This is a genomic window from Kiloniellales bacterium, assembly GCA_030066685.1.
Taxonomy (GTDB): Bacteria; Pseudomonadota; Alphaproteobacteria; order Kiloniellales; family JAKSBE01; genus JAKSBE01.
The window spans coordinates 26,165-48,977 of record JASJBF010000035.1 but is presented as its reverse complement, the minus strand read 5'-3'; the positions used below and the strand labels follow the sequence as shown (position 1 = coordinate 48,977).

Here is a 22,813-nt window from a genome sequence, read left to right as displayed (position 1 = left end):
CCGCGTCTCGGCGGAGGGAATATTCCGGCACCCTCGCTCGTTTCTTCCGCTACGGTAGTGAAACGCGCCGCCAGCGGCGGCGTCGGAGAAAGGGGACACCATGGCCATCACCAAACGGGAACGCGGACTCTGCGAGCTCTATGCCGAGGATCCGGAGCGCGCCGATCACTTGGTCTTCGGCCGGCGGGCCGAGGCCGACCGCAGGGGCTTTCTGAAGGGCGCCGGCCTGACCGCGCTCGGCGCCGTCGTGGGCGCCGCCTTGCCCTTCCATCGCAACTACCCGGCGGGCCTGATTCCCGCGGCCCTGGCGGAGACGACCGAGGACTTCAAGATCGCCGGCAAGTCCGGTCTGACTCTGCTCAACGACCGGCCGCTCAACGCCGAGACCCCGGCGCACCTGCTCGACGACGACGTGACCCCGGTCGAGCGGCATTTCATCCGCAACAACGGCATTCCGCCGGAGGAGGTCGACGCCGCGGGCTGGACGCTGACCGTCGACGGCGAGGTCGACACGCCGCTCGAGCTTTCGATCGACGACCTGCAGTCGCGCTTCGAGGTGGTCTCCCTCAAGCTGCAGCTCGAATGCGGCGGCAACGGCCGCGCCTCCTTCAATCCCCCGGCCAAGGGCAACCAGTGGACCGTCGGCGCCGTCGCCAATTCGGAATGGACCGGCGTGCGCTACGCCGAGGTCCTCAAGGCGGCAGGCGTGAAGGACAGCGCGGTCTACACCGGCCACATCGGCGCCGACGGCCACCTTTCCGGCAATCCGAAGACGCTGCCGATCTCGCGCGGCGTGCCCATCGCCAAGGCCATGGAGCCGCACACCCTGATCGCCTTCCAGATGAACGGCGGGCCGATCCACCCGATGAACGGCGCCCCCCTGCGGGTCGTCGCGCCCGGCTGGCCGGGCTCCTGCTCGCAGAAGTGGCTGCGCCGGATCTGGGTCCGCGACCAGGTCCACGACGGCCCGAAGATGACCGGCACCTCCTACCGGGTGCCGAGCTACCCGGTCGCGCCCGGCGAGAAGGTCGACAAGAAGGACTTCGTGATCATCGAGTCCATGCCGGTGAAGTCGCTGATCACCTTCCCGGAGACCGGGCTCGAGCTTTCCGGCGGCGGCCAGTCGCTCGAGGTCCGCGGCCAGGCCTGGGCCGGCGACCGCGCGGTCGCGTCGGTGCAGGTCAGCCACGACTTCGGTGTGAACTGGACCGAGGCGACGCTGCAGCCGGCGCCCAACCGCTACGCCTGGCAGCGCTGGCGGGCGACGGTCGAGCTGCCGCAGGCCGGCTACTACGAGGTCTGGGCCAAGGCGACCGACGACCAGGGCGCCATGCAGCCCTTCGCCATCGCCTGGAACCCCAAGGGCTACCTCAACAACTCGCTGCACCGCATCGCCCTGCGCGTGACGGCATGAGGCGGCGCCTGCTACTGGCCGCGCTGGCGCCGGTCCTGTCCCTGGGCTGCGGCATCTGGGCCGCGGCCGCCGACGAGTGGGACGGCTTGCCGGTGGGCGCCGGGCGGGAGGAGGTCTACGGCCTCTGCGGTGCCTGCCATTCCCTGATGATCGTCAAGCAGCAGGGCCTGAGCCGGGACGCCTGGGCGGAGACCATGGAGTGGATGGTCGAGGAGCAGGGCATGCCGGAACTGGACCGGGAGACCCTGGACCTGATCATCGACTACCTCGCCGAGCACTACGGCATCGACGGCCGCGGCGCGGGCTCGCAGTAGCGCAGGGCCGGCTCGGATCCCAAGCTTCCGAGCCGGCCCTTCGCGCGGGTCCGGCTCGGCGGCTCAGCAGCTTCCCGCTACTACGGCCTCCGGCCGGGCGGCGGCCTGCGCCAGAAAGTCCTCGAGCCGGCTGGCGGTTTCGGCATTGCTGTGGAACTCGACCCCGGTCTCGCCGTCCTCGGTCCAGCGCACGACGGCCGTGACTCCGCCGAAGCCGACGATCTCCAAGCGCAGCAGCTGCATCTCCTCCAGCAGGCAGGGTGAGATCAGGCAGGCGCCGCCGGCGGAGATGTTGGTCAGGACACAGGCGTACTCGAAGCCGCACTGCACGACGCAGGCCTTGATGTTGCAGGACTGGCGGGCATTGCGGCGCCGCTCGGGGACGGCGACGGCGGTCACGCCGACGGGGGTGATCGTCGCTGGCATTCGGCTTTCCTCTCTCTACTCTTCTGCTATGTCCGTCTCCAATTCTTGCTCAGTTGGAGTAGGACCGAAGAAAAGCCTAAGAGACAGCGACTTAAGAATATATGACCAGCTAAAAGGCGAAAGAAATACTGCGTAGCGCGCTCAAGCGAGCGGCTGGTAGCGCCTGGCCCCGGAGCCGTAGGCGATCATCAGCACCGCCGGACGGCTCCCGGGGTTGCGCAGGTCGTGCGGCCGGCCTTCGGGCACCAGGGCCGTGTCGCCGGCCTCCAGGACCCGAACGGCGCCGTCGACCCGAAGCTCGACGCGTCCGGACAGGAGGTGCAGCGCCTCCTGGCAGTCCGGATGCCGGTGCCGCGGCGCCGCGCAGCCGGGCCGGAGGGTCATCCTCGCCAGGCTGAGGTCCGCCCCGGCGTAGCTGCCCGCGTCCAGGAGCCAGGCCATCTCTCCCCAGTCGAAAACCTCGTGCCGGGGGCACGCTTCGGTCATGGTTAACGATTGGTTCATTTTGCTCCGTCTTGCTTAATCATTGGAGCTGGAACTTCGCGCTTGTCCAGGAGAGTCAGGGTCTTGTCGGATTTCATGCCGCGCTGCCGACGAAAGGAGTCCGGGCGCTCTGCGCGACAATCTGGCACAGTTCCGCCCTTGCCGGTGGCAAAAAGAACTTGGGGCCTTGAAATCCAGAACCGAAGATCGCAAGTGAGTATTCACTTACTTTAGAGGGAATGCCATGCCGCGGGCTTTGGCCACCAAAGCGAAGATCGAGACCTCGGCGATCAAGCTCTTCGCCGAGAAGGGCGTCGATCAGACGACGACCCGCGACATCGCGGCCGGGGCGGGCATTTCCGAGGGTGCGATCTATCGGCATTTCGAGGGCAAGGACGCCATGGTGCACGAGCTCTTCTCGGCCAACTACCTGCGTCTGGCCGGCGAGCTCGACGAGCTCCAGGGCCGTGAGACCGGCCTGCGCCGGAAGCTGGCGGCGATGGTCCGCGCTTTCTGCGTGCTCTTCGAGGAGGATCCGGACATGTTCCGCTTCCTGCTCCTGGTTCAGCACGGCGAGATCCAGAAGATGCCGCCAGATGCCCGGACCCCGGTCCGGGTCGTGCGCGGCGTCATCGAGGATGCGATCCAGCGCGGCGAGATCCCGGCGCAGGATCCCGATGTCGCCAACGCCCTGGTCTTCGGCGTCGTGCTGCAGCCGGCGCTCTTCAAGGTCTACGGCCAGATCGGCGAGCCGATGACGGCGCTCTCGGAGCGCCTCAGCGAGGCCTGCTGGCTGACCCTCGGCGGATCGGCATAGCTCCATGGCCGCGCCGACCCGCCCTGGCCCCAAGCCGAGCCGCTGGCTGCGCCGCGGCCTTCTCGCGGTTCTGCTTCTCGCCGCCGGCGGCCTCCTGGTCTTTGCCGAGACCCAGCTCTGGCAGGACCGGGCGCTCTCGGCGGGCTGGCGTCTCCAGGCCCAGGCCGTCAGCGGACGCTGCCGGGTCCTCGATCCGGCCGGCGAGGTGGTCGAGCGCGGGTTCGGCGAAGCCTGCGGGGGCGCCTACGCGGCCTTGCGCCCCGAGGCGGCGCCCGGCGAGCTGGTGATCCTGCTGCACGGCCTGGGCCGGACGCCGGCGATGTTCGGCGACCTGAAGCCGGCGCTGGATTCCGAGGGCCGCCTGGTTGTCGCCCTGCGCTATCCCAGCGTAACCCGGGACCTAGAATCCCACGGCCTTTGGCTGAATGCTCTGCTCGACCAGCATCCGCGGGTGAACAAGGTCTCCTTCGTCACCCATTCCCTCGGGGCGCTGGTGCTGCGCGCGGCCCTGGCCCAGGATCCGGCTTGGCGCAAGCGGGTGGCCCTGGGCCCGGTCGTCATGCTGGCGCCGCCCAACCAGGGGGCGCTGATCGCCCGCAAGCTCGACCGCTGGACGCCTGCGCGCTTCCTGCTCGGGCCGAGCTTTGCGGACCTGGCCGAAGGCAAGGTGCTGCCGGCGGCGCTGCCCGACGAGGTCGCGCTCGGCATCATCGCCGGCGGCTGCTGCGCGGGCCGGGGCTACAACCCGCTGCTGCCGGGCGACGACGACGGCGTGGTCCGGGTCGCCGAGACGCCGCTCAAGGGCGGCGATGCGGCCTTGCGCGTCGACGCGTTGCATACCTTCATAGCTGAGGACGGCGACGCCATCGCGGCGACCCGCAGCTTCCTCGATCACGGCCGGCTCGGACCGGCCGAGACGCGCGACGATTTGTGAGCCAAGGGGGCAACGAGATGTCGAAGTCAGCCTATCAGATCCTGGGGAACCGGCGCTTCCTGCCGCTCTTCGTCACCCAGTTCCTGGGCGCCTTCAACGACAACCTCTTCAAGACCGCGCTGGTCACCCTGATCACCTTCCGCCTGGTGCAGGAGCCCGGGCAGGGCGAGCTGCTGGTCACCGTGGCCGGCGGCCTCTTCATCCTGCCCTTCTTCCTCTTCTCGGCAACCGCCGGCCAACTCGCCGACAAGTTCGACAAGGCGCGCATGATCCGGGGAGTGAAGCTGCTCGAGGTCGGCATCATGGGCCTGGCCGCCTTCGGCTTCGCGACGCAGCAGCCGGAGTTCCTGCTCGCCGTGCTGTTCTTCATGGGCCTGCAGTCGACCTTCTTCGGCCCGTTGAAGTACGGAATCCTGCCGGACCACCTGAAGCGGGAAGAGCTGGTCGCCGGCAACGCGGTGATCGAAGCCGGCACCTCCCTGGCGATCCTCTTCGGCATGATCGCCGGCACCCAGGTCATCCTGCGCGGTGACGGCAGCGACCTGGTGATCGGTATGATCCTGGCCGTCGCCGCGGCCGGCTGGCTGGCCAGCCTGGCGATTCCCCGGGCGCCGGCGGCCGCGCCCCAGCTCAAGGTCAACTACAACGTCCTCGGCGAGACGGTGAGGCTGCTGCGCTACTCGGCCGAGAAGGAGTCGATCTTCCTGTCGATCCTCGGCATCTCCTGGTTCTGGCTGGTCGGCTTTGTCTTCCTGACCCAGGCGCCGAGCTACGTGAAGGCCGAGCTCGGCGGCAACGAGGACGTGCTCACCCTCTTCCTGACGGTCTTCTCGGTCGGCATCGGAGTCGGCTCGGTGCTCTGCGAGCGCCTGCTGAAGGGCGAGATCTCGGCCCGCACCGTGCCCTTCGGCGCACTCGGCATGGCGATCTTCTCCCTCGACCTCTACTTCGCCAGCACCCGCCTGGCGCCCAGCGGCGCCGAGCTGGGCCTGGCCGCCTACCTGGCCTCGCCCGGCGCCTGGCGGGTCCTGGTCGACCTGCTTCTGCTCTCGGCCGCCTCGGGCTACTTCATCGTGCCGCTCTACGCGATCCTGCAGAGCGAGGCCGCGCCGGAAGCCCGCGCCCGGGTCATCGCCAGCAACAACGTGATGAACGCGCTCTTCATGGTCGCGGCGGCGGGGGCCTGCGCCCTGCTGCTCGAGCTCGGCCTGAGCATCGCGGAGATCTTCCTGGTCACCGCGCTCGCCAACGTGCTGGTCGCGGTCAAGGCCTGCCGGCTGCTGTCGCACCACGTGATCAAGGGCTTCATCTCGGCGGTCTTTAAGCTGCTCTACCGGGCCGAGGTCCGCGGGCTGGAGCACATCAAGGCCGCCGGCGACACCGCGGTCATCGTGGTCAACCACGCCTCCTTCCTGGACGGCCCGCTGCTGGCCGCGCTGCTGCCCGGGCGGCCGATGTTCGCCATCGATACCCAGATGGCCGGGCGCTGGTGGGTGCGGCCCTTCATGAAGCTGGTCGATGCCTTTCCCATGGACCCGACCAGGCCGCTCTCGACCAAGGCGCTGATCCGCGAGGTCGCCAAGGGCAAGCACTGCGTGATCTTCCCCGAGGGCCGCCTGACCGTGACCGGCTCCCTGATGAAGGTTTACGACGGCCCGGGCATGGTCGCCGACAAGGCCGGCGCGACCGTGGTCCCGGTGCGGATCGAGGGCGCCCAGCACAGCCATTTCACCCGCCTCAAGGGCAAGCTGCGCCGGCGCTTCTTCCCCAAGATCACCGTGACCGTCTTGGCGCCCCGCCGCTTCGAGGTCCCGGACGACCTCAAGGGCCGGCGCCGGCGCCAGGCGATCGGCCGGCAGCTCTACGACGTCATGTCGCAGATGATCTTCGAGACCCAGAGCCGCAAGGCCCGCAGCCTCTTCGAGGCCCTGCTCGAAGCGCGCTATGTCCAGGGCGGCGGGCACGAGGTGCTGGAGGACATCAACCGCGAGCCGCTGCACTACGACCGGCTGGCGCTGGGCAGCCTGGTGCTGGGCGCGCGCATGGCGCGCAAGGTGCCGCGCGGCGGCATGGCCGGCGTGCTGCTGCCCAACACCGCCGCGGTCGCGGTCACCTTCTTCGGGCTCCAGGCCTTCGGCCGGGTGCCCGCCATGCTCAACTTCACCGCCGGGCCGGCGAACCTGCTTTCGGCCTGCAAGGCGGCGGAGATCGAGACCGTCTACACCTCGCGCCGCTTCATCGAGATGGCGCGCCTGGGGGAGACGGCGGCCGCCCTCGCCGAGCAGGTCGAGCTGGTCTACCTGGAGGACCTGCGCGAGAGCCTGGGTCTGGGCGACAAGCTGCTCGGCCTGTGGCGGAAGGTCCTGCTGCGCTTCGGCCTGCACAAGGCGAGCCGCGATCCCGATTCGCCGGCGGTGGTCCTCTTCACCTCCGGCTCCGAGGGCACGCCCAAGGGCGTGGTGCTCAGTCACGCCAACATCCTGGCCAACTGCAACCAGCTGGCGGCCCGGGTCGATTTCAACCCTACCGACGTGGTCCTCAACGCCCTGCCGGTCTTCCACGCCTTCGGCCTGACCGGCGGGATGCTGCTGCCGCTCTTCGCCGGGACCCGGACCTTCCTCTATCCCTCGCCGCTGCACTACCGCATCGTCCCGGAGATCGCCTACGCCATCAACGCGACCATCCTCTTCGGCACCGACACCTTCCTGACCGGCTACGCCCGGGTCGCGCACCCTTACGACTTCTACGCCCTGCGCCACATCTTCGCGGGTGCCGAGAAGATTCGCGAGGAGACCCACCGCACCTGGGCGGAGAAGTTCGGCAAGCGCATCCTCGAGGGCTACGGCGCCACCGAATGCGCGCCGGTCCTGGCGGTCAACACGCCGATGAACTTCAAGGCCGGCACGGTCGGCCGTCTGCTGCCCGGCATGGAGGCGCGGCTCGAGCCGGTCCCGGGCATCGAGGACGGACAGCGCCTCTCGGTCTCCGGCCCCAACGTCATGCTCGGCTACCTGCGGGCCGAGAACCCCGGGCAGCTCGAGCCCCCGCCCGAGGGCTGGTACGACACAGGCGACATCGTCGACATCGACGCCGAGGGCTACATCCGCATCCTCGGCCGGGCCAAGCGCTTCGCCAAGATCGCCGGCGAGATGGTCTCGCTCTCGGCGGTCGAAACCCTGGCCGGCGGCCTCTGGCCCGACAGCCTGCACGCCGTGGTCAGCCTGCCCGATGCGCGCAAGGGCGAGCAGCTCATCCTGGTGACCGAGCAGGAGGACGCGGCGCTGCCGGTCCTGCGCGACTGGGCCCGCAGCCAGGGCGCGACCGAGCTCATGGTTCCCAAGACCGTGCTGCCGGTGAAGCGACTTCCGGTCCTGGGCACCGGCAAGACCGACTACGTCGGGGCCACGACCCTGGCGCGCCGGGAAGTCCTGGGCGAGGCGGCCGCGTGACCGCCGGCGCCCTGATCAGGCCCGTCGAGGCGAGCGGCGACCGGCGGGCCTACATCACCGCTCTGGGCAAGTTCCTGCCGGGCGCGCCGGTCGGCAATGACGCGGTCGAGGGCTTCCTCGGCCCCCTCGACGCCCGGCAGCGGCGGATCAAGAACAAGGCGCTGCAGCAGAACGGCATCGCCACCCGCCACTACGCGCTCGACCGGGAGGGCCGGCCGCTGCACAGCAACGCCGGCATGGCCGCCGCGGCGGCGCGCGACGCGTTGGGCCGCAGCGAGCTGACTCTGGGCGAGCTGGAGATGCTCGCCGCCGCCTCCTCCCAGGGCGACCTCCTGGCCCCCGGCTTCGCCAGCCAGGTCCAGGGCGAGCTGGGCCTGCCTCAGGCCGAGATCGCCTCTTTCCTTAGCTTCTGCGCCAGCGGCATGATGGCGGTGAAGTCGGCCTGGTCGAACATCCTCGGCGGCCAGCGGCGCAACGGCTTGGTCTGCGCCTCCGAGTTCGCCAGCCGGTTCCTGCGCGCCGGCTACCTGCAGGGCGCCGAGACCAGCACCGACAGCGAGTTCCTGCGCTGGATGCTCTCCGACGGCGCCGGCGCCATGGTCCTGGAGGACCGGCCGAACCGCCAGGGCTTGTCGCTGCGGGTCGAGTTCGTCGACCTGGTGTCCTACGCCGGCCGCTTCGAGACCTGCATGTACGGCGGCGCGCTGAAGACCGGCGGCAACCGCCCCGGCCTGCCCTGGAGCAACTACCCCAGCCTGCAGGAGGCCGTGGCCGACGGCGCCTTCCACCTGCGCCAGGACCTCAAGCTGCTGGACAACATCGTCCTGCTCGGGGTGCGCCGCTACTTCGAGCTGGTCGAGGCCGGCCGCATCGATCCCGCGGCGGTCGACCACGCCCTCTACCACTTCTCCTCGGAGGTCTTCCGCGGCAAGACGATCCGGGCCGCGGCCGAGGCCGGCTGTCCCATCGACGAGGACCGGCTCTTCACCAACCTGGCCAGCAAGGGCAACACCGGCTCGGCCTCGATCTTCATCATGCTCGAGGAGCTCTTCAACGAGCGGGCGCTGGCGCCGGGCCAGCAGATCCTCTGCGTGGTCCCGGAGAGCGGCCGCTTTATCGTCGCGACCATGCTGCTGACCGTGGTCGGGCCCGAAGAGGCCGAGGCCAAGGGCGCTGGGGTCGAGACCGTCCCGATTTCCGCCGTGCCGGCGACCGCGGGGGAAGCGCCCTCGGCCGCCGAGCTCAAGGCCTCGCTGATCCGGCAGCTGACCCTGGTCTGGTCCGACTTCGAGGCCGAGCTCAACCGGGTCCCGGTCATCGACAAGCTGAACCGGGGCAAGCTGCGCCTCGAGGACTACAAGCTGGTGCTCTTGAACCTGCGCCAGCAGGTCGTCGAGGGCGCGCGCTGGATCGCCCGCGCCGCCTCCAACATCACCGCCGAGGGCTTCGACCTGCGCTCGACCTTCCTCGGCCACGCCCACGAGGAGCACCGCGACTTCCAGATGCTGGAGCGCAACTACGTCGCGGTCGGCGGCCGCCTGGAAGAGATCCAGAGTGCCGAGAAGAACATCGGCTCCGAGGCGCTCTCGGCCTGGATGTTCCACAAGGCCAGCCGCGAGAACCCCATCGACCTCCTGGGCGCCATGTTCATCATCGAGGGCCTGGGCAACCGCCTCGCCCTGAAGTGGGGCCAGGCCTTCCAGGACCAGCTCGGCCTGTCGCCGGAACAGGTCAGCTTCCTGCTCTACCACGGCGACAACGACGACCGGCACCTGGATAAGATGTGGGCGGCCTTCGACAGCGGCATCCTGACGCCGCAGCTGGTCAGGGACATCGTCAAGACCGCCAAGGTCACGGCGCGGCTCTATCGCTTGCAGCTTGAGGAGTTGGGCAAGACATGAGCAGACGCAAGCGGGACTCCGGGCGGGTCGCCGAGCTGGCGGCCGGGCCCTTCCCGCCGGACTTCGACCCGGCGACCCTGGAGCTCTCCGATCCCGATCCCTGGCTGACGCTCTACCTGGACCGCAGCATCCCGATCGACGATTCGGCGAAGGCGGCGCTGCTGCGCTCGATGCGCCGGCCGTCGCGGGCCCGACTGCTGCCCTTCGTGCGGCCCGTCGCGCGGGCCTTCATCATCCTCAACACCGTGGTCCGGATCCTGATCCCCAACCGCTGGCATTCCTCGGCCCGCCTGCACAGGCTGATCTACTGGGGCCTCAAGACCTTCGTCACGCCCGAGGCGAACTACCTGATCCTGCGCCACTTCCACATCGGCAGCGAGATCCTGGCCTTCATCGCCGACAACGTGCCCGGCTTCAAGGCGGACACGGTGCCGCTGCATCCCAACACCCTGGAGGATCTGATCGACGACGTCTTCCTCCAGCACGACCTCAACATCTTCATCTTCATCGCCCAGCTCAGCGCCCACCTGCGCCGCCAGGGCAAGGACCTGGCGCCGCGCGGCAAGCTGAACTTCCGGACCATCACCGACGCCGAGTTTCCCATCGAGGCCATGCCGGAGGGGCGCTGGAACTTCGTCGACCTGCAGACCGCGATCGAGGCCTACACCCCGCTCTACCAGCTCTTCCTGCGCAACAACGACTTCTGGCGCGCCAGCAACTCCCTGCAGCTCGACGAGACCATCGGCATCTACGTCGCCAAGCTGCTGGGCAGCCCCTTTCACCTCGCCTTCGCCAACAACCGCCATCCGATGATCCCGCTCGCGACCCTGCGCGCCGGCTTTCGGCTGATGCTGCACGGTTTGGCGGCCGAGCAGCTGCACTATCACCTGCGGCAGTGGAAGCGCGGCGAGTTCGACCATCTGAGCAGGACGGCGCCGGCGTCCGACGCCTGAGCGCGCGCAACACGGGGGAGAGACCATGGAGGCCATGCTCGGGCTGCTCGCGATCGTGATCCTGGGCTACCTTTTCATCGCACCGATCTTCGGAATCATCGCCCACTCCGGCGTCGGCCGCAGCGAGACCGAGCTCCGCAGCCTGCGGAACGCGGTCGCCCGTCTGGGCGAGGAGCTGGCCGCGGCCAGAAAGGCGATCGAGGCGCTGCAGAACGGTGCGCCCCCGGCGTCGCCGGCGCAGGACGACGCGCCCCGGCCCGCGCCCGAGGCGCCATCCCCCGCGCCCCCGCCCGATCCCGGGACCCCGCCACGGGAGGAGGCGCCGCAAGAGAGCCCGCCGGAGCCGGCGCGGCCCGTTGCGCCGCCGCCGGCCGCCGCCGCTCGCGCCCCCGACGCCGGCAAGCGAGCTGCGCCGGCGGAAAGCGGGTTCACCCGCTTGGCCGGCCTGGAGGAATCCCTGGCCTCGCGCTGGCTGGTCTGGGTCGGCGCCCTGGCCCTGGCCCTGGGCGGCGCCTTCCTGGTCAAGGTCTCGATCGAGCGCGGCTGGCTCGGGCCCGGCCTGCGCGTCACCCTCGGCTTCCTCTTCGGCCTGGCCTGCGTCGGCGCCGGCGAATGGCTGCGGCGCCGGCCCCTGCAGAAAGCGATCGCCAGCCTGCGCCCGGACTACGTGCCGCCGGCCTTGGCCGGCGCCGGGCTTTTCATCGCCTTTGCCAGCCTCTATGCGGCCTACGCGCTCTACGGCTTCCTCGGCCCGGTGACGGCCTTCATCGCCTTGGCCGCGGTCGCCCTGGGCGGGATCGCCCTGTCCCTGCTGCAAGGGCCGGTCATCGCCCTGATCGGCCTGACCGGCGGCTTCGCGACGCCCCTGCTGGTCTCCACCGGCACGCCGCAGCCCTGGCCGCTCTTCACCTATCTCCTGGTGATCTCCGCCGCCGCGCTTGGCGTGGTGCGCTACAAGGACTGGTGGTGGCTGGCCTGGGCGACCCTGGGCGGCAGCTTCGGCTGGGCCCTGCTCTGGCTGCTGACCACGCATGTCCCCGGCCAGACTCTGCCGCTCGGGCTCTACATCCTGGCAACGACCGTGGTCAGCTTTTTCGTCCGGGCGATGCCGCCCGAGGGCGCCGAGAAGGAGGAGTCCCTCCTGGAGGTCTTCCTGCCGCTCGCGCCGCCGGCTCGGCTCTTCCTAGTCGCCGCCTCGGCGGCCGCGGCGCTGCTTTGGGGCCTGGTCCAGAGCGACGACCACGGCAACCTCTCCCTGGCCTTCGCGGCGGTCGCGGTGGCCGGCTCGGTCCTGGTGGCCTGGCGCTTCAGCGTCCTCCAGCCGGTGAGCTATCTCGGCACCCTGCTCGCGTTGGCGCTGCTCGCGACCTGGCCGCTGTCCTATTCGGGCGGCGGGCCGGTCGCGGGCTCCGGCCTGCGGGCCATGGCTATGATCTTCGGGCTGATCCTCGGCGGCGGCGGCTTCGCCGTGCTCTGGGGCGCGCGCCGGCCGGACGTCTGGGCCGCCTTCTCGGCCTCCAGCTCTTTCCTGATCCTGGTCGTGATCTATTGGCGCGTCGGCCGCTTCGAGGCGGACCTGCCCTGGGCCGGCGTGGCCCTGGTCTTGGCCGCGCTCTCGGTCGGCGCCGCCAGCCTGCTGGCCCGCTACCGCGACCGGCCCGGCTACGACGGCGCGCTCGGCGTCTACGCCGCCTGCTGCTTCGCTGCGATCGGCCTGGGCACGGCGATCGGCCTGGAGCGGGCCTGGCTGACCGTCGGCCTGGCGCTTCAGCTGCCGGCGCTGGCCTGGGTCGCGCTCAACCTGCGCATCCACTTGCTGCGCAACCTGGCCTGGGTCGCCGCGGCGACGGTGCTGGTGCGCCTGCTGGCGAACCCCGAGGTCCTGTCCTATCCGCTCGGCACCTGGTCGGGCTTCACCTGGGTGCTCTACGGCTACGGTCTGCCGGCGGTCGCCTTCTTCTTCGCCGCCTGGTGGTTCCGCAAGCAGGAGGACGGGCCTCTGGTCATGTTGCTCGAGGCCGGCTGCATCGCCTTCGGCGTGCTGCTGATCAGCTTCGAGATCCGCACGCTCCTCTTCGGCGCGCTCGACCATCCGCGCTACGGGTTGCTCGAGCAGAGCCTGCACAGCATCGCCTGGCTCTCCGTCGCCTACGGGCTGGCGCAGTTGAATGCGCGCTATCCCCGCAAGGTGATGGAATGGGCCTGGGTGATTCTGGTCGGACTCGCGGCGCTGCAGATTGCCGGGTTGCAGGTCATCGTCGACAATCCCTTGTGGAGCGGCGAGGCGGTCGGCGACTGGCCGCTGCTCAACGTCCTGCTGCTCGCCTACGCTGCGCCCGCGGCCTTCGCATTGCTCTTCGTTCCGGTGTTTCGGCGAAGCGCGCATCCGAATTTTGCCACGCCGTCCGGAATCGCCGCGCTGGTACTAACTTTTTTTTACGTCAGCCTGGAGGTCCGACGCGCCTTCCAGGGGCCGGACCTGTCGCTGCCGGGCATGACCGACGGCGAGCTCTACGCCTATTCGCTGGTCTGGTTGGTCTACGCGGCCGGGCTGCTCGGGTTCGCCTTCCTGTGGTCCAGCGCGGTGCTGCGCTACGCTTCTCTGGCCATCGTATTGCTCGCCGTCGGCAAGGTCTTCCTGATCGACATGGCCGAGCTGACGGGCTTGCTGCGCGCCCTTTCCTTTGCCGGACTTGGCCTAGCGTTGATTGGAATCGGCATTTTCTATCAAAGGGTTGTCTTTGCTCCACAGAAGCCGCGAGAAGCCGTTTAGGGCTTCGTGAGAAGGCCGGCAGCGGGGCCAAGAATAGCTGCAGCTTCGGCCACGTCGTGCGGCGTAGTGAAGTCCAGGACTCCGTCCGGGAACTTGTCTGTCAAGAACTCGCTTCACAGTCTCGGCCATCCGATGCAAGTCGCTTGCGACTCCACTGCGCACTTCACTGAAGGTCGAAGATACAGGTGCGAGTCATGTCAGAAGATCTCCTTTCGCTTCTTTTAATCGCCAGGACCAACACCGAGTCGCTGCCTCGGATTTAAAGGATTCGGTAACCCTTTATCGCGATAGTTTTTTTGAGATCATCTCTATTGATGGCATCTCCAAGCCATATCCATACCCAATTCCCGAGGAGCGTGAGAGAGATGGCTACGACTCGAACGGCGAAAGCTTCGCCGAAACGTAAGCGTACGACGACGCGCAAGGCGGCCACGACCCGTCGCAAGGCTGCGACCGGTCGCCGGACCGTCTCCGCGCGGAGTGCGGCCGCGAAGCGTCGCACCACGACCAAGCGCAAGACCACTGCGAAGAAGACCACCGCTCGCAAGACGACCGCGAAGCGGAAGCCGGCCGCGAAGAAGACCGCGGCCCGCAAGACCACCGTCAAGCGCAAGACCACGGCCCGCAAGACCACCGCGCGCAGGACGACTGCGAAGCGGAAGACTGCGGCCAAGAAGCCGGTTCGCAAGACCGCGGCGAAGCGTAAGACGACCGCCCGCAAGCCGGTCCGCAAGACCGCCGCGAAGCGGAAGACCACGGCTCGCAAGCCGGTCCGCAAGACCGCTGCGAAGCGGAAGACCACGGCTCGCAAGCCGGTCCGCAAGACCGCGGCGAAGCGGAAGACCACCGCCCGCAAGCCGGTCCGCAAGACCGCGGCGAAGCGGAAGACGACCGCCCGCAAGCCGGTCCGCAAGACCGCGGCGAAGCGGAAGACGACCGCCCGCAAGCCGGTCCGCAAGACCGCTGCGAAGCGGAAGACGACCGCCCGCAAGCCGGTCCGCAAGACCGCCGCGAAGCGGAAGACCACGGCTCGCAAGCCGGTTCGCAAGACCGCTGCCAAGCGGAAGACCACGGCCCGCAAGCCGGTCCGCAAGACCGCGGCGAAGCGGAAGACGACCGCCCGCAAGCCGGTCCGCAAGACCGCTGCGAAGCGGAAGACCACGGCTCGCAAGCCGGTCCGCAAGACCGCGGCGAAGCGGAAGACTGCGGCCAAGAAGCCGGTTCGCAAGACCATGGCCAAGCGCAAGCCCGCCGCCAGGAAGACGGTCGCGAAAAAGCGCACGACGGTCAAAAAAAAAGCCGTCGCTAAGAAGCCGGTTGCCAAGAAGGTCGAATCGAAGGATTCGAGCTCGATGAGCCTGGCGATGCAGCCCGTGTTTCCCTCCTTCCCGGGCGGCAACCGAGGTTTCCCCAACTTCTGAGGGTTGCTTCGGACGAAAGCGAAACCAATGCGGCGGGGGTCGACCAACCTCCGCCGCATTTGCTTTTTCAAGCGATTCACGTCTGCCGCGCGCCGGTCGCCGCTCGGATTCCCTGTCCGCGGCAGCGGTTCGGTAAGTCCTTCTTTACGCCTGTACGGTTAACCTCCCGGCCGAGTCTCGGCGCGGCCGAACGGCGGCCGGCCAAGGGCTTCATTGCCGTGGAGTCGCCGGGGCGCCGCCTTGGCCGACGACCTTCATCGAACTGGGGACCGATCCATGTCACCACCCGATGGCACCCTGCCCAAAAGCAAAACCCAGGCGCCCGAGTCGCCCGCCGAGACCGGAGTCTCGGAAGCGGACCGGGTCGAGATCGTCAGGCTGGTCGCCAAGGCCTGGGAAGGCGCCGGGGTCGACGTGAACTGCGAGCTTTGCGGCTATCCGGACTGGAGCCTGGTCGCCACCGACAGCGCCGACGGCCTCGCCTTGCCGATTCGCCACGGTCCCGCCGTGGAGCTGGGCCAGTGCTACCTGGCCTACGCCCTGCAGTGCCGGCGCTGCGGCAATCTGCGGATGTTCGGAAAGCAGAGAATCGAGGAGCTCGCAGCCAGTGTCGAAGACTGACGCAGACAGCAGCGGCACGATCGAGGCGGCGGCCCTGCCGGCCGCGTCCCTGTCGCCGCTCCAGCCGCTGGGCCTCGCCATGGGCGGTTACCACGCAGTGGACAACAAGGAGCTGGGGGTTCTGATGAAGCAGAAGGCCTTGCCCATGATACTGGCCGCGATCTTCTGCGGCCTCTTCTTCGGCACCGCGTTCCAGGCGGGCGAGGCGGTCTTCGCCGCGCTGATGGACAGCCGGCCCGCGGAGCCGGGGTCCCTGCTCTACGTGGTCGTGGCCTGCCTCTCGCTCGGTATCGGCCTCTCTGCGATCGTGGTCGCCGCGCGGCGGCGATCGCAGGTTCTGCAGGCGCTCGAGGCGATCCGCAGACGGTCCCAGGGCGGCGCGCCGAAGTCGGCCCGACGTTAGCTCGTCGGCGCCGCGGGTCGGTGCCATAGGAGAGCGAGAAGCCGGGCCCTGGCCCGGCTTTCTTCTTTTGCCAAGAGGTCTATCTTCGCCCGCCGCGCTTGGCGCCCCGTCCGAGCGCTTGTCACGGCATCCGTGCGCGCTGCCGCGGCGGAGTCAGCGCCGAACCCGGACCACCGTCGACTTGGTCTCCTCGCCGTCCCCGTCGCCGTCCACCTCGTCGTCCGAGGACCTGCGCCGGCCGCGGCGGCCTCTGGCCTCTGCGGCCTTGGACTCCTCTTGAGGCTTGGCCGGCTCCTCGTCGCGGCGCTTGCTCTTGACCTCGATCGCCAGGCCGCCGCCCTGGGATGCCTGGGCGGCACTGCCGCCGCCGCGCTTGGCCCGGCGCCGCTCGGCACGGCTGTCCGTGTCCCCGGTGTCTTCGGGTGAAGCCGTGTCGCGCCCGGAGTCCGGCGCCAGGACCTCGTCGTCGGATTTCTGTGCCTTGGTGCCGAAGGCCTGGGCGATCATGCTCAGGGCCTCGGCCTTGCCGCTCGGCGCTGGCTTGATGTTCGCCGCCGGCTTGATGTTCGCCGCCGGCTTGCTGCCGGCCGGATGCAGGGGCTGCGGTTCCGCGACCACCTCCGGCTTGGGGCGCGCGCGGTTCTCGGCGCTGCGGCGGCGTTCCTCCTCGCGGCGGCGCTCCTCCTCGCTGCGCCGGCGCCGGGCGGCTTCTTCGGCCTGGCGCCGCTCGGATTCGGCGCGCCGTCGCTCGGCCTCCGCCTGCTGCTTGGCCTTCTCCGCCTGGCGCCGGGCCTCGTCGGCCTGGCGCTGGGCCTCCTCGGCCTTGCGGCGCTCGGCCTCGGCCATCTGCTGAGCTTCTTGGAGCTGCTGCTGGACCTGCTCTTCGGCCTTGCGGCGCTCTTCCTCGGCAGCCCGCTTGGCATCCTCTTCGGCCTTGCGGCGTTCTTCCTCGGCCAGGCGGCGTGCTTCCTCCTCGGCCTTGCGGCGCTCTTCTTCGGCCAGGCGCTTGGCCTCCGCCTCGGCCTTGCGGCGTTCCGCCTCCTCCAGGCGCTGGGCCAGCTCCTCGGCCTTGCGGCGTTCTTCCTCGGCGGCCTCCTTGGCGGCCGCCTCGGCCTCGCGGCGCTCCTCTTCGGCCTTCTTGCGCGCCTCTTCCTCGGCCTTGCGGCGTTGCTCCTCGACCTCGCGGCGGATGGTGTCCTCGGCCTTGCGGCGCTCCTCCTCGGCCTTCTTGCGCGCCTCTTCCTCGGCCTTGCGGCGCTCTTCCTCGGCCTTGGCCTTGGCCTTGGCGTCGGCATCGGCGACCTTGGACTCGGCCTCGCTCTTCAGCTTCTCGCGCAGCTCCGCCAGGCGCTTTTCTTCTTCCTTCTGCCAACGCTTCTCGGCCTCCAGCAGACGTCGCTCCATCTCGGCCTGGCGCTTGGCTTCGGCCTCGACCAGCTTGCGCTCGATCTCCGTCTGTCGCTTGGCTTCGGCCTCCGAGAGCTTTTCCTCGAGCTCCAGCTGGCGCTTCGCTGCGGACGAGGCCTGCTGCTGTTCGAGCTCTTCCTGGCGCTTCAGCTCCGCCTCGGCAAGGCGCCGCTCGAGCTCTGCCCGGCGCTCCGCCTCGGCCTCCGCCAGGCGCCGCTCGATCTCCGCCTGTCTTTCGGCCTCTCGTTCCGCCAGGCGCTGTTCGAGCTCTGCGACCTGCTCCGTCTCCGTGGCCTCGATCCGGCGCTTGATCTCTTCCTCGCGCTCGGATTCGGCGGCGGCCAGGCGGCTCTCGATTTCGGCGCGGCGCTTGGCTTCCTGCTCGAGTTGCTCCCTGAGCGACTGGGTCTGCTCCTTGGCTTCGGCGGAGACCTTCTTGCGCAGCTGCTCGGCCTTGAGCTTCTCCTCCTCGGCCTTGCGGAAGGCCTCGACCAGGCGCTGCTCCAGTTCCTCCTGGCGCGCGCTCTCCGCATCGACCAGCCGTTTCTCGATCTCGGCCTTGCGCTTCGCCTCGGCCTCGGCCAGGCGGCGCTCCATCTCTTCGCGCCGCTTCTCCTCGGCCTCGGCCAGCCGCTTTTCCATCTCCTCCTGGCGGCGCTTTTCCTCTTCCTTCCGCTTGCTGCTTTCCGCGTCCTTGGCTTGGGCGGCCGCCTCCGCCTTGCGCTTGGCTTCGTCCTCGGCCTTGGCCTTGGCGGCGCGCGCCTCGGCGAGGTTGAGCTCCAGGTCGAAGGCCCCGACGATGGTCGCGGCCAGCAGGCCCTCGTCGATGTTGGCGACCCGGATGTTGAGGGAGAAGGTCTCGTCGTCGTCGCTGCCGGCCGGCGGCTGGAACTCCAGCCCGGGCAGCTGATCCGGGGTCAGGGACCAGGTCCGGTCGCCATTGTTCCGGCCCGCCGAAAGGCGGGCGCCGTCGGGCAGGTTGGTCACCGTGATGGCGAGCTCTTCGCCTTCACGCTCGTCAATGATCGAAGACTCGATGATCAGCGGGACGCTGTTGCCGGCCACAGGCGGCGGGGCGCCGTCGTCGCCCGGGTCCGCTGGTCCGTATTCTTCGGACATAGGTGGGGCCTGCCTCCATGCCTAACCATCCGGCAGGCCAGGGTTTCCGGCCGCCAGCCCGGTTAACACTCATTTTCGTCGTATTTTGTGAATGAACCGTTGCCTTTAGCGGAGCCCGGGGCCACTTCGTTAGGCCCTGGACACCGGTCTTAGCACTAAGGTTCAATCTGCCCGGTCTTGGCGAACTGGGAGGCCGCGATCACCGCCTGGGTGCGGTTGTGCACGTTCAAGGCCTTCAAAATCCTCGACATGTGAACCTTGACCGTGCCGGCCGCCAGGCCCAGCTCGTTGGCGATCTGCTTGTTGGTCTTGCCCTGGGCCAGGAGCGCCAGGACTTCCCGTTGCCGTGGCGTCAGGTGCGACAGGGCCGCCTCCCCGCCGCCTTCGCCGCCGAGCGAAGCCGCGGCCCGCCCCGGCTCGCCGCGCAGCACGTTGGGCGGCAGGTAGACGCCGCCGGACAGCACCAGTTTCAGGGCGTTGACCATGACCTCGGGGCTCGAGGTCTTGGGGATGAAGCCCATCGCGCCGGCCTCGATGGAGCTGCGCACATCGTGTGCGCTGTCCTTGACCGAAAGCACCACCACCGGGATGTCCGGCGCCTTCTGGTGCAGCTGCCGCAGCCCGTCGAAGCCCCTCATGGCCTGGACCAGCAGGTCCGTGATGATCAGGTCGAAAGGACCTTCCCGATCCAGGATTTCCAGGGCGTCCTCCAGGCTCTTCGCCTCGAGGATCTCGACTTCATCGCTCAGTCGTGTCAGGAACTCCTGCAGACCGATGCGAATCAAGGGGTGTTCGTCGGCGACGATGATCCGCAGCCGCGAGATCCCCACATCCATAGATGCCCGACCTTCTGAAATGGCCATCAACGGCATACCCCCATGCTTTCGATGAAGGAGCGCTACCTACGCTGGTTCTGAAGAAACGCCGGTTTTGTCCTTCGACAGATCGCGGCAGATGCCCGATCCTCCATTGCAGTGGGAGCTTAGTGTCCTGATTACGTAAGTCAACAGTTAAATTAAAGTCCTATAAAAGACTATCAATACTATACATTGCAGTCTGATTAGTAAGGAGGCATTTCCACGTGTATGCCCTTAGCCATACTTTATTTATAGCTTAGGTAAGAACTATCCCGAGCAAAATCCGCAAGAATGTTGCGCCACACGAAACCTTAGGACCATATTCCAAGTATGGGCCTCCTTTCCCACGGCGTTCAACCAGGCATATACAATATTCTCCATGGTCATTATCGTGCCGCGTGTTGGTTTTACCTGGGCCCTGTCTCGGCAAGTATATCCAATGTAATGACCGTAATAGATAGGAGGACTTGTCCTCGGCCGTGCTCGCTTTCTCCTGTGCGGCGATGGCAGGGGCCGCGCCGCTGGCGGAGGCGTTCCGCCTCCGGCGGTTCTCGGGCCGCCCGGGCAAGCTTCTCGCGGCACCCCGGGCGGCTCCCGGCCCGGCCCGGAGGCCGCTCTGGCCGGGCCGTCGCCGCACCCTGATCGACCGGAACTCCACCCCCGGCGTCGCTTTCGCGCGCGTTTGCCGATTGACTCGCGACGGGGGCCTTCCCAAATTGGCCAAGCGGTCGCCTCGAGGGCTGTGATCCGAGCGGCCCGACCCCGGCGACTCGAGGGGGGAGAACGTGACGCAACGCTTCAGGCGCGGGCTGGCGCTTCTGCTGGCTGCCGCGATCTTGCCGGTCACAACGTGGAACGCGCACGCCGATCCGGCGGAGCGGGTCACCGCGGCCGCGCCCATTGCAAGGGTGATCCAGCAGGCCGGACCGGTCGAGGTGCGCCGGGACGACGCCAAGCTGGCATCGCATCTGGGCCGCCTGCTCTACGCGGGCGACAGCGTGGTCACGGGCGAGGGCGGCCGGCTCCTGCTGGAGTTCACCGATCGCTCCCTGCTCGCCTTGGGCTCCCGGACCGAAGTCCGCCTCGACGACTATGCCATCGAGAACGCTTCGGGGAGCCTCAAGGGCCTGCTTTCCCTTCTCGGCGGGATCCTGAGGATGAGCATTGTCCAGACCACCAAGGCCGAGAATTTCAGCGTCCGGACCCAGACCGCGGTCGCGTCCGCCCGCTCGACCGATTGGATCGTCGAGGCTCAGCCTTCGGAAACGACGGTTTTTGTGCTATCGGGGGTCGTGACGGTGGCGGACGCGTCGCGGTCCACCTCGGTCCGGGTTTCGCCGGGCGAGGGGACCAGCGTGGCGCTCACGGCGGCGGAGGGCCCGACGACACCGAAGATCTGGGGTGCAAAGCGGGCAGCCGATGCCCTTTCGAGGACCGGGATAGAGTAGGTCGAGCCTCCAAGTCGTGCCCAAGCATCTTGCCATAAGCCGGCCTTCGGGGCCTTTGCGCCGCTTTAAGAGCCAGGCCGGGCTGGTGATGGCCGCCGTGACCCTGGTCGCGCTGTTCTACGCGGTCTGGCACGACGCCGGCCTGTTGCGCGGGATCGAAGGGCGCCTGCTGGACTGGCGCTTCCAGTTGCGCGGCGAGCGGCAACCGGGAAGCGAAACCGTGATCGTCGAGATCGACGACGCCTCCGTCGCCGCCCTCGGCGGTTGGCCGCTGCCCAGGGAAAGCCTGGCCGCCATGGTCGGCGCGCTCTCGGCCGACGGGGCCAAGGTGATCGCGATCGACCTGCTGCTGGTCGACGCGCCGGGCTCCCGGGGCCGGCGGTCGGTTTCCAGCGACCGGGCGCTGGCCACCGCGCTCAGCCGCGCCGGCAACGTGATCCTGCCCTTCGCCTTCACCTTCGACTCGGCCGAGGCCAACTATCGCCAAGTGCCGAGCGAGATCGGCGAGGTCGCCTTCAAGGTGGTCAGGCAGAGCGCCGCGCAGGGCGCCGGCCTGGGCTTCGGCGGAGCGCCGCGGCCGACCGGGCTGCTGGCGCCGGCCAAGCGTTTCCTGCGGCCGTCCTTTCCGGCCCAGGTCAACGTCTTTCTGGAACCCGACGGCGCCCTGCGCCAGGCCAATCCGGCGCTCGCCTTCGGCGAACGCCACTTTCCCTCGCTCCCGGTCGAAGCCCTGCGGATGTTCCTCGACCAGCCGCGCAGCGCCGTTGCCCTTCACCTGGGCGAGGGGATCTCGATCGGCGAGCTTTTCGTGCCGACCGATGCCGACCTGCGCCTGCCGGTCAACTATTACGGGCCCGAGGGCAAGTTCAAGCACTACGTCCTGACCGACGTCCTCGAGGGACGCCTGCCGCCGGGCACCTTCAACGGGCGGATCGTCATGGTCGGCGCGACCGCGCTCGGGGTCGGTGACGCCTTCTCGACGCCCTTCAGCCAGCGGCTGCCCGGCGTCGAGCATTTCGCCACCCTGGTCGACAACATGCTCCACGACCGGGTCCTGCGCCGCGGCGACTGGACCTTCGCCCTCGACCTTCTGGTGATCTTCGCCTGTGGGCTGGCCAGCCTGATCCTGCTGCCGATCCGTGCACCGCTGGTCGGGGTCGGGGTTTCGCTGGGGCTGGTCGCGCTCTGCGTGGTCGGCAACCTTTTCGCCTTCACCGCCGCCGGTCTGTGGCTCAACATGACCTTTCCCCTGATCGCGATCGTGCTTTCGCTCGGCATCCTGACGGTCGGCAGCCACCTCGGCGCCCATCAGGACCGCCGCGTCGCCGAAGGCGAGCGCGCCGAGATGGCGCGCTTCGTCTCGCCGCTCGCGACCAGCCAGCTGTCGCAGGAGGTGCGGACCAACCCGGAGGGCCAGGGCCACCACGCCACCGTGGTCTTCGCCGATCTCAAGGGCTTCACCTCGCTCAGCGAGAACCTCTCGCCCGGCGAGACCATGACACTCCTGCGCCGCTTCCACCGTGCGGTGGAGCGCGCGGTGCTGTCCAACTCGGGGACCATCGACAAGTTCGTCGGCGACGGCGCGATGGCGGTCTTCGGGGTTCCGAACAGCGATCCGGCGGCCGCGGTCAACGCGCTCAGGGCGGTGCGCCAGCTGATCGCCGAGGTCGAGACTCTGAACGACGAGCTGGATCGCCAGCGCCTGCCCATGCTCGACGTCCGGGCCGGGCTGCATTTCGGCCCGGTGACCCTGGGCGTGCTGGGCGGCAACCGCCAGTCCCAGGTGACCGTGACCGGGGACACGGTCAACATCGCCAGCCGCCTGGAAAGCCTGACCCGCAACGAGAACGCCAAGATCATCGCCTCCGACGCCGTGATCGAGAGCGCCCGGGCGATGGGCGGCGAGGCCGTGGTCCGGGGCTTCCACGAGCTGCCGATGCGGACCATCCGCGGCCGCCGGCGCCCGCTCGGTGTCTGGGCCCTGCTCGCGCCACAGCGCAGCGGCGGCGCCCAGTCCCGCCTGGTCGGCCCGGTCGGCTAGCGCTCACCTCCACAGCTCCGAGAGTCACCCCC

At 68.8% G+C, this 22,813-nt stretch carries 17 protein-coding genes; 13 read left to right on the top strand and 4 right to left on the bottom strand.

Annotated elements, in window-relative coordinates; translation table 11 throughout:
* Nucleotides 1–100 precede the first annotated feature (100 nt).
* Both QNJ30_20545 and QNJ30_20540 read left to right on the top strand, forming a co-directional pair.
* The gene (locus QNJ30_20545; GenBank protein MDJ0945864.1) at nucleotides 101–1,414 is read left to right on the top strand and encodes a sulfite oxidase; all 1,314 of its coding nucleotides are present in this window, start codon (nucleotides 101–103) and stop codon (nucleotides 1,412–1,414) included.
* Nucleotides 1,411–1,728: a hypothetical protein gene (locus tag QNJ30_20540; protein MDJ0945863.1), complete on the top strand. Its 318-nt coding sequence runs from the start codon at nucleotides 1,411–1,413 to the stop codon at nucleotides 1,726–1,728. The genes QNJ30_20545 and QNJ30_20540 overlap by 4 nt, the downstream gene beginning before the upstream one ends.
* 63 nt (nucleotides 1,729–1,791) lie before the next feature.
* Here the strand turns inward: QNJ30_20540 and QNJ30_20535 are convergent, their stop codons facing one another.
* Complete coding sequence (locus tag QNJ30_20535) at nucleotides 1,792–2,154, bottom strand: PilZ domain-containing protein (protein ID MDJ0945862.1); 363 nt, start codon at nucleotides 2,152–2,154, stop codon at nucleotides 1,792–1,794.
* Between the two features lie 141 nt (nucleotides 2,155–2,295).
* Entirely contained in the window at nucleotides 2,296–2,640 is a 345-nt protein-coding gene (locus tag QNJ30_20530) for a cupin domain-containing protein (GenBank protein ID MDJ0945861.1), read from the bottom strand.
* 241 nt (nucleotides 2,641–2,881) lie between these two features.
* On the opposite strand from QNJ30_20530, the gene QNJ30_20525 reads away from it, so the two are divergent.
* The 9 genes from QNJ30_20525 (at nucleotide 2,882) to QNJ30_20485 (ending at nucleotide 15,909) form a co-directional block, all read left to right on the top strand.
* Nucleotides 2,882–3,454, top strand: a complete 573-nt coding sequence (locus QNJ30_20525) for a TetR/AcrR family transcriptional regulator (GenBank protein ID MDJ0945860.1) — start codon at nucleotides 2,882–2,884, stop codon at nucleotides 3,452–3,454.
* A gap of 4 nt (nucleotides 3,455–3,458) precedes the next feature.
* Nucleotides 3,459–4,388 (top strand): hypothetical protein, encoded by a 930-nt coding sequence (locus QNJ30_20520; GenBank protein MDJ0945859.1) that lies wholly within the window; start codon nucleotides 3,459–3,461, stop codon nucleotides 4,386–4,388.
* A 17-nt stretch (nucleotides 4,389–4,405) separates the two neighbouring features.
* On the top strand, nucleotides 4,406–7,837 hold the full coding sequence (locus QNJ30_20515; GenBank protein MDJ0945858.1) for an acyl-[ACP]--phospholipid O-acyltransferase: 3,432 nt from the start codon (nucleotides 4,406–4,408) through the stop codon (nucleotides 7,835–7,837).
* Nucleotides 7,834–9,738 (top strand): 3-oxoacyl-[acyl-carrier-protein] synthase III C-terminal domain-containing protein, encoded by a 1,905-nt coding sequence (locus QNJ30_20510; GenBank protein MDJ0945857.1) that lies wholly within the window; start codon nucleotides 7,834–7,836, stop codon nucleotides 9,736–9,738. Before QNJ30_20515 ends, QNJ30_20510 begins: the two co-directional genes overlap by 4 nt.
* On the top strand, nucleotides 9,735–10,691 hold the full coding sequence (locus QNJ30_20505; GenBank protein MDJ0945856.1) for a hypothetical protein: 957 nt from the start codon (nucleotides 9,735–9,737) through the stop codon (nucleotides 10,689–10,691). Before QNJ30_20510 ends, QNJ30_20505 begins: the two co-directional genes overlap by 4 nt.
* Before the next feature lie 25 nt (nucleotides 10,692–10,716).
* On the top strand, nucleotides 10,717–13,464 hold the full coding sequence (locus QNJ30_20500) for a DUF2339 domain-containing protein (GenBank protein ID MDJ0945855.1): 2,748 nt from the start codon (nucleotides 10,717–10,719) through the stop codon (nucleotides 13,462–13,464).
* Between the two features lie 365 nt (nucleotides 13,465–13,829).
* Complete coding sequence (locus tag QNJ30_20495) at nucleotides 13,830–14,885, top strand: histone H1-like repetitive region-containing protein (protein MDJ0945854.1); 1,056 nt, start codon at nucleotides 13,830–13,832, stop codon at nucleotides 14,883–14,885.
* A 276-nt stretch (nucleotides 14,886–15,161) separates the two neighbouring features.
* Complete coding sequence (locus QNJ30_20490; GenBank protein ID MDJ0945853.1) at nucleotides 15,162–15,506, top strand: hypothetical protein; 345 nt, start codon at nucleotides 15,162–15,164, stop codon at nucleotides 15,504–15,506.
* Nucleotides 15,493–15,909: a hypothetical protein gene (locus tag QNJ30_20485; GenBank protein MDJ0945852.1), complete on the top strand. Its 417-nt coding sequence runs from the start codon at nucleotides 15,493–15,495 to the stop codon at nucleotides 15,907–15,909. Before QNJ30_20490 ends, QNJ30_20485 begins: the two co-directional genes overlap by 14 nt.
* 153 nt (nucleotides 15,910–16,062) lie before the next feature.
* On the opposite strand, the gene QNJ30_20480 is transcribed toward QNJ30_20485, so the two are convergent.
* Complete coding sequence (locus QNJ30_20480) at nucleotides 16,063–18,435, bottom strand: hypothetical protein (GenBank protein MDJ0945851.1); 2,373 nt, start codon at nucleotides 18,433–18,435, stop codon at nucleotides 16,063–16,065.
* Between the two features lie 155 nt (nucleotides 18,436–18,590).
* Nucleotides 18,591–19,271, bottom strand: coding sequence for a response regulator transcription factor (locus tag QNJ30_20475; protein ID MDJ0945850.1), 681 nt, complete (start codon nucleotides 19,269–19,271; stop codon nucleotides 18,591–18,593).
* An 806-nt stretch (nucleotides 19,272–20,077) separates the two neighbouring features.
* Here QNJ30_20475 and QNJ30_20470 point away from each other — a divergent pair.
* Nucleotides 20,078–20,740: a FecR domain-containing protein gene (locus tag QNJ30_20470; protein MDJ0945849.1), complete on the top strand. Its 663-nt coding sequence runs from the start codon at nucleotides 20,078–20,080 to the stop codon at nucleotides 20,738–20,740.
* A 16-nt stretch (nucleotides 20,741–20,756) separates the two neighbouring features.
* Complete coding sequence (locus QNJ30_20465; GenBank protein ID MDJ0945848.1) at nucleotides 20,757–22,781, top strand: adenylate/guanylate cyclase domain-containing protein; 2,025 nt, start codon at nucleotides 20,757–20,759, stop codon at nucleotides 22,779–22,781.
* Nucleotides 22,782–22,813 lie beyond the last annotated feature (32 nt).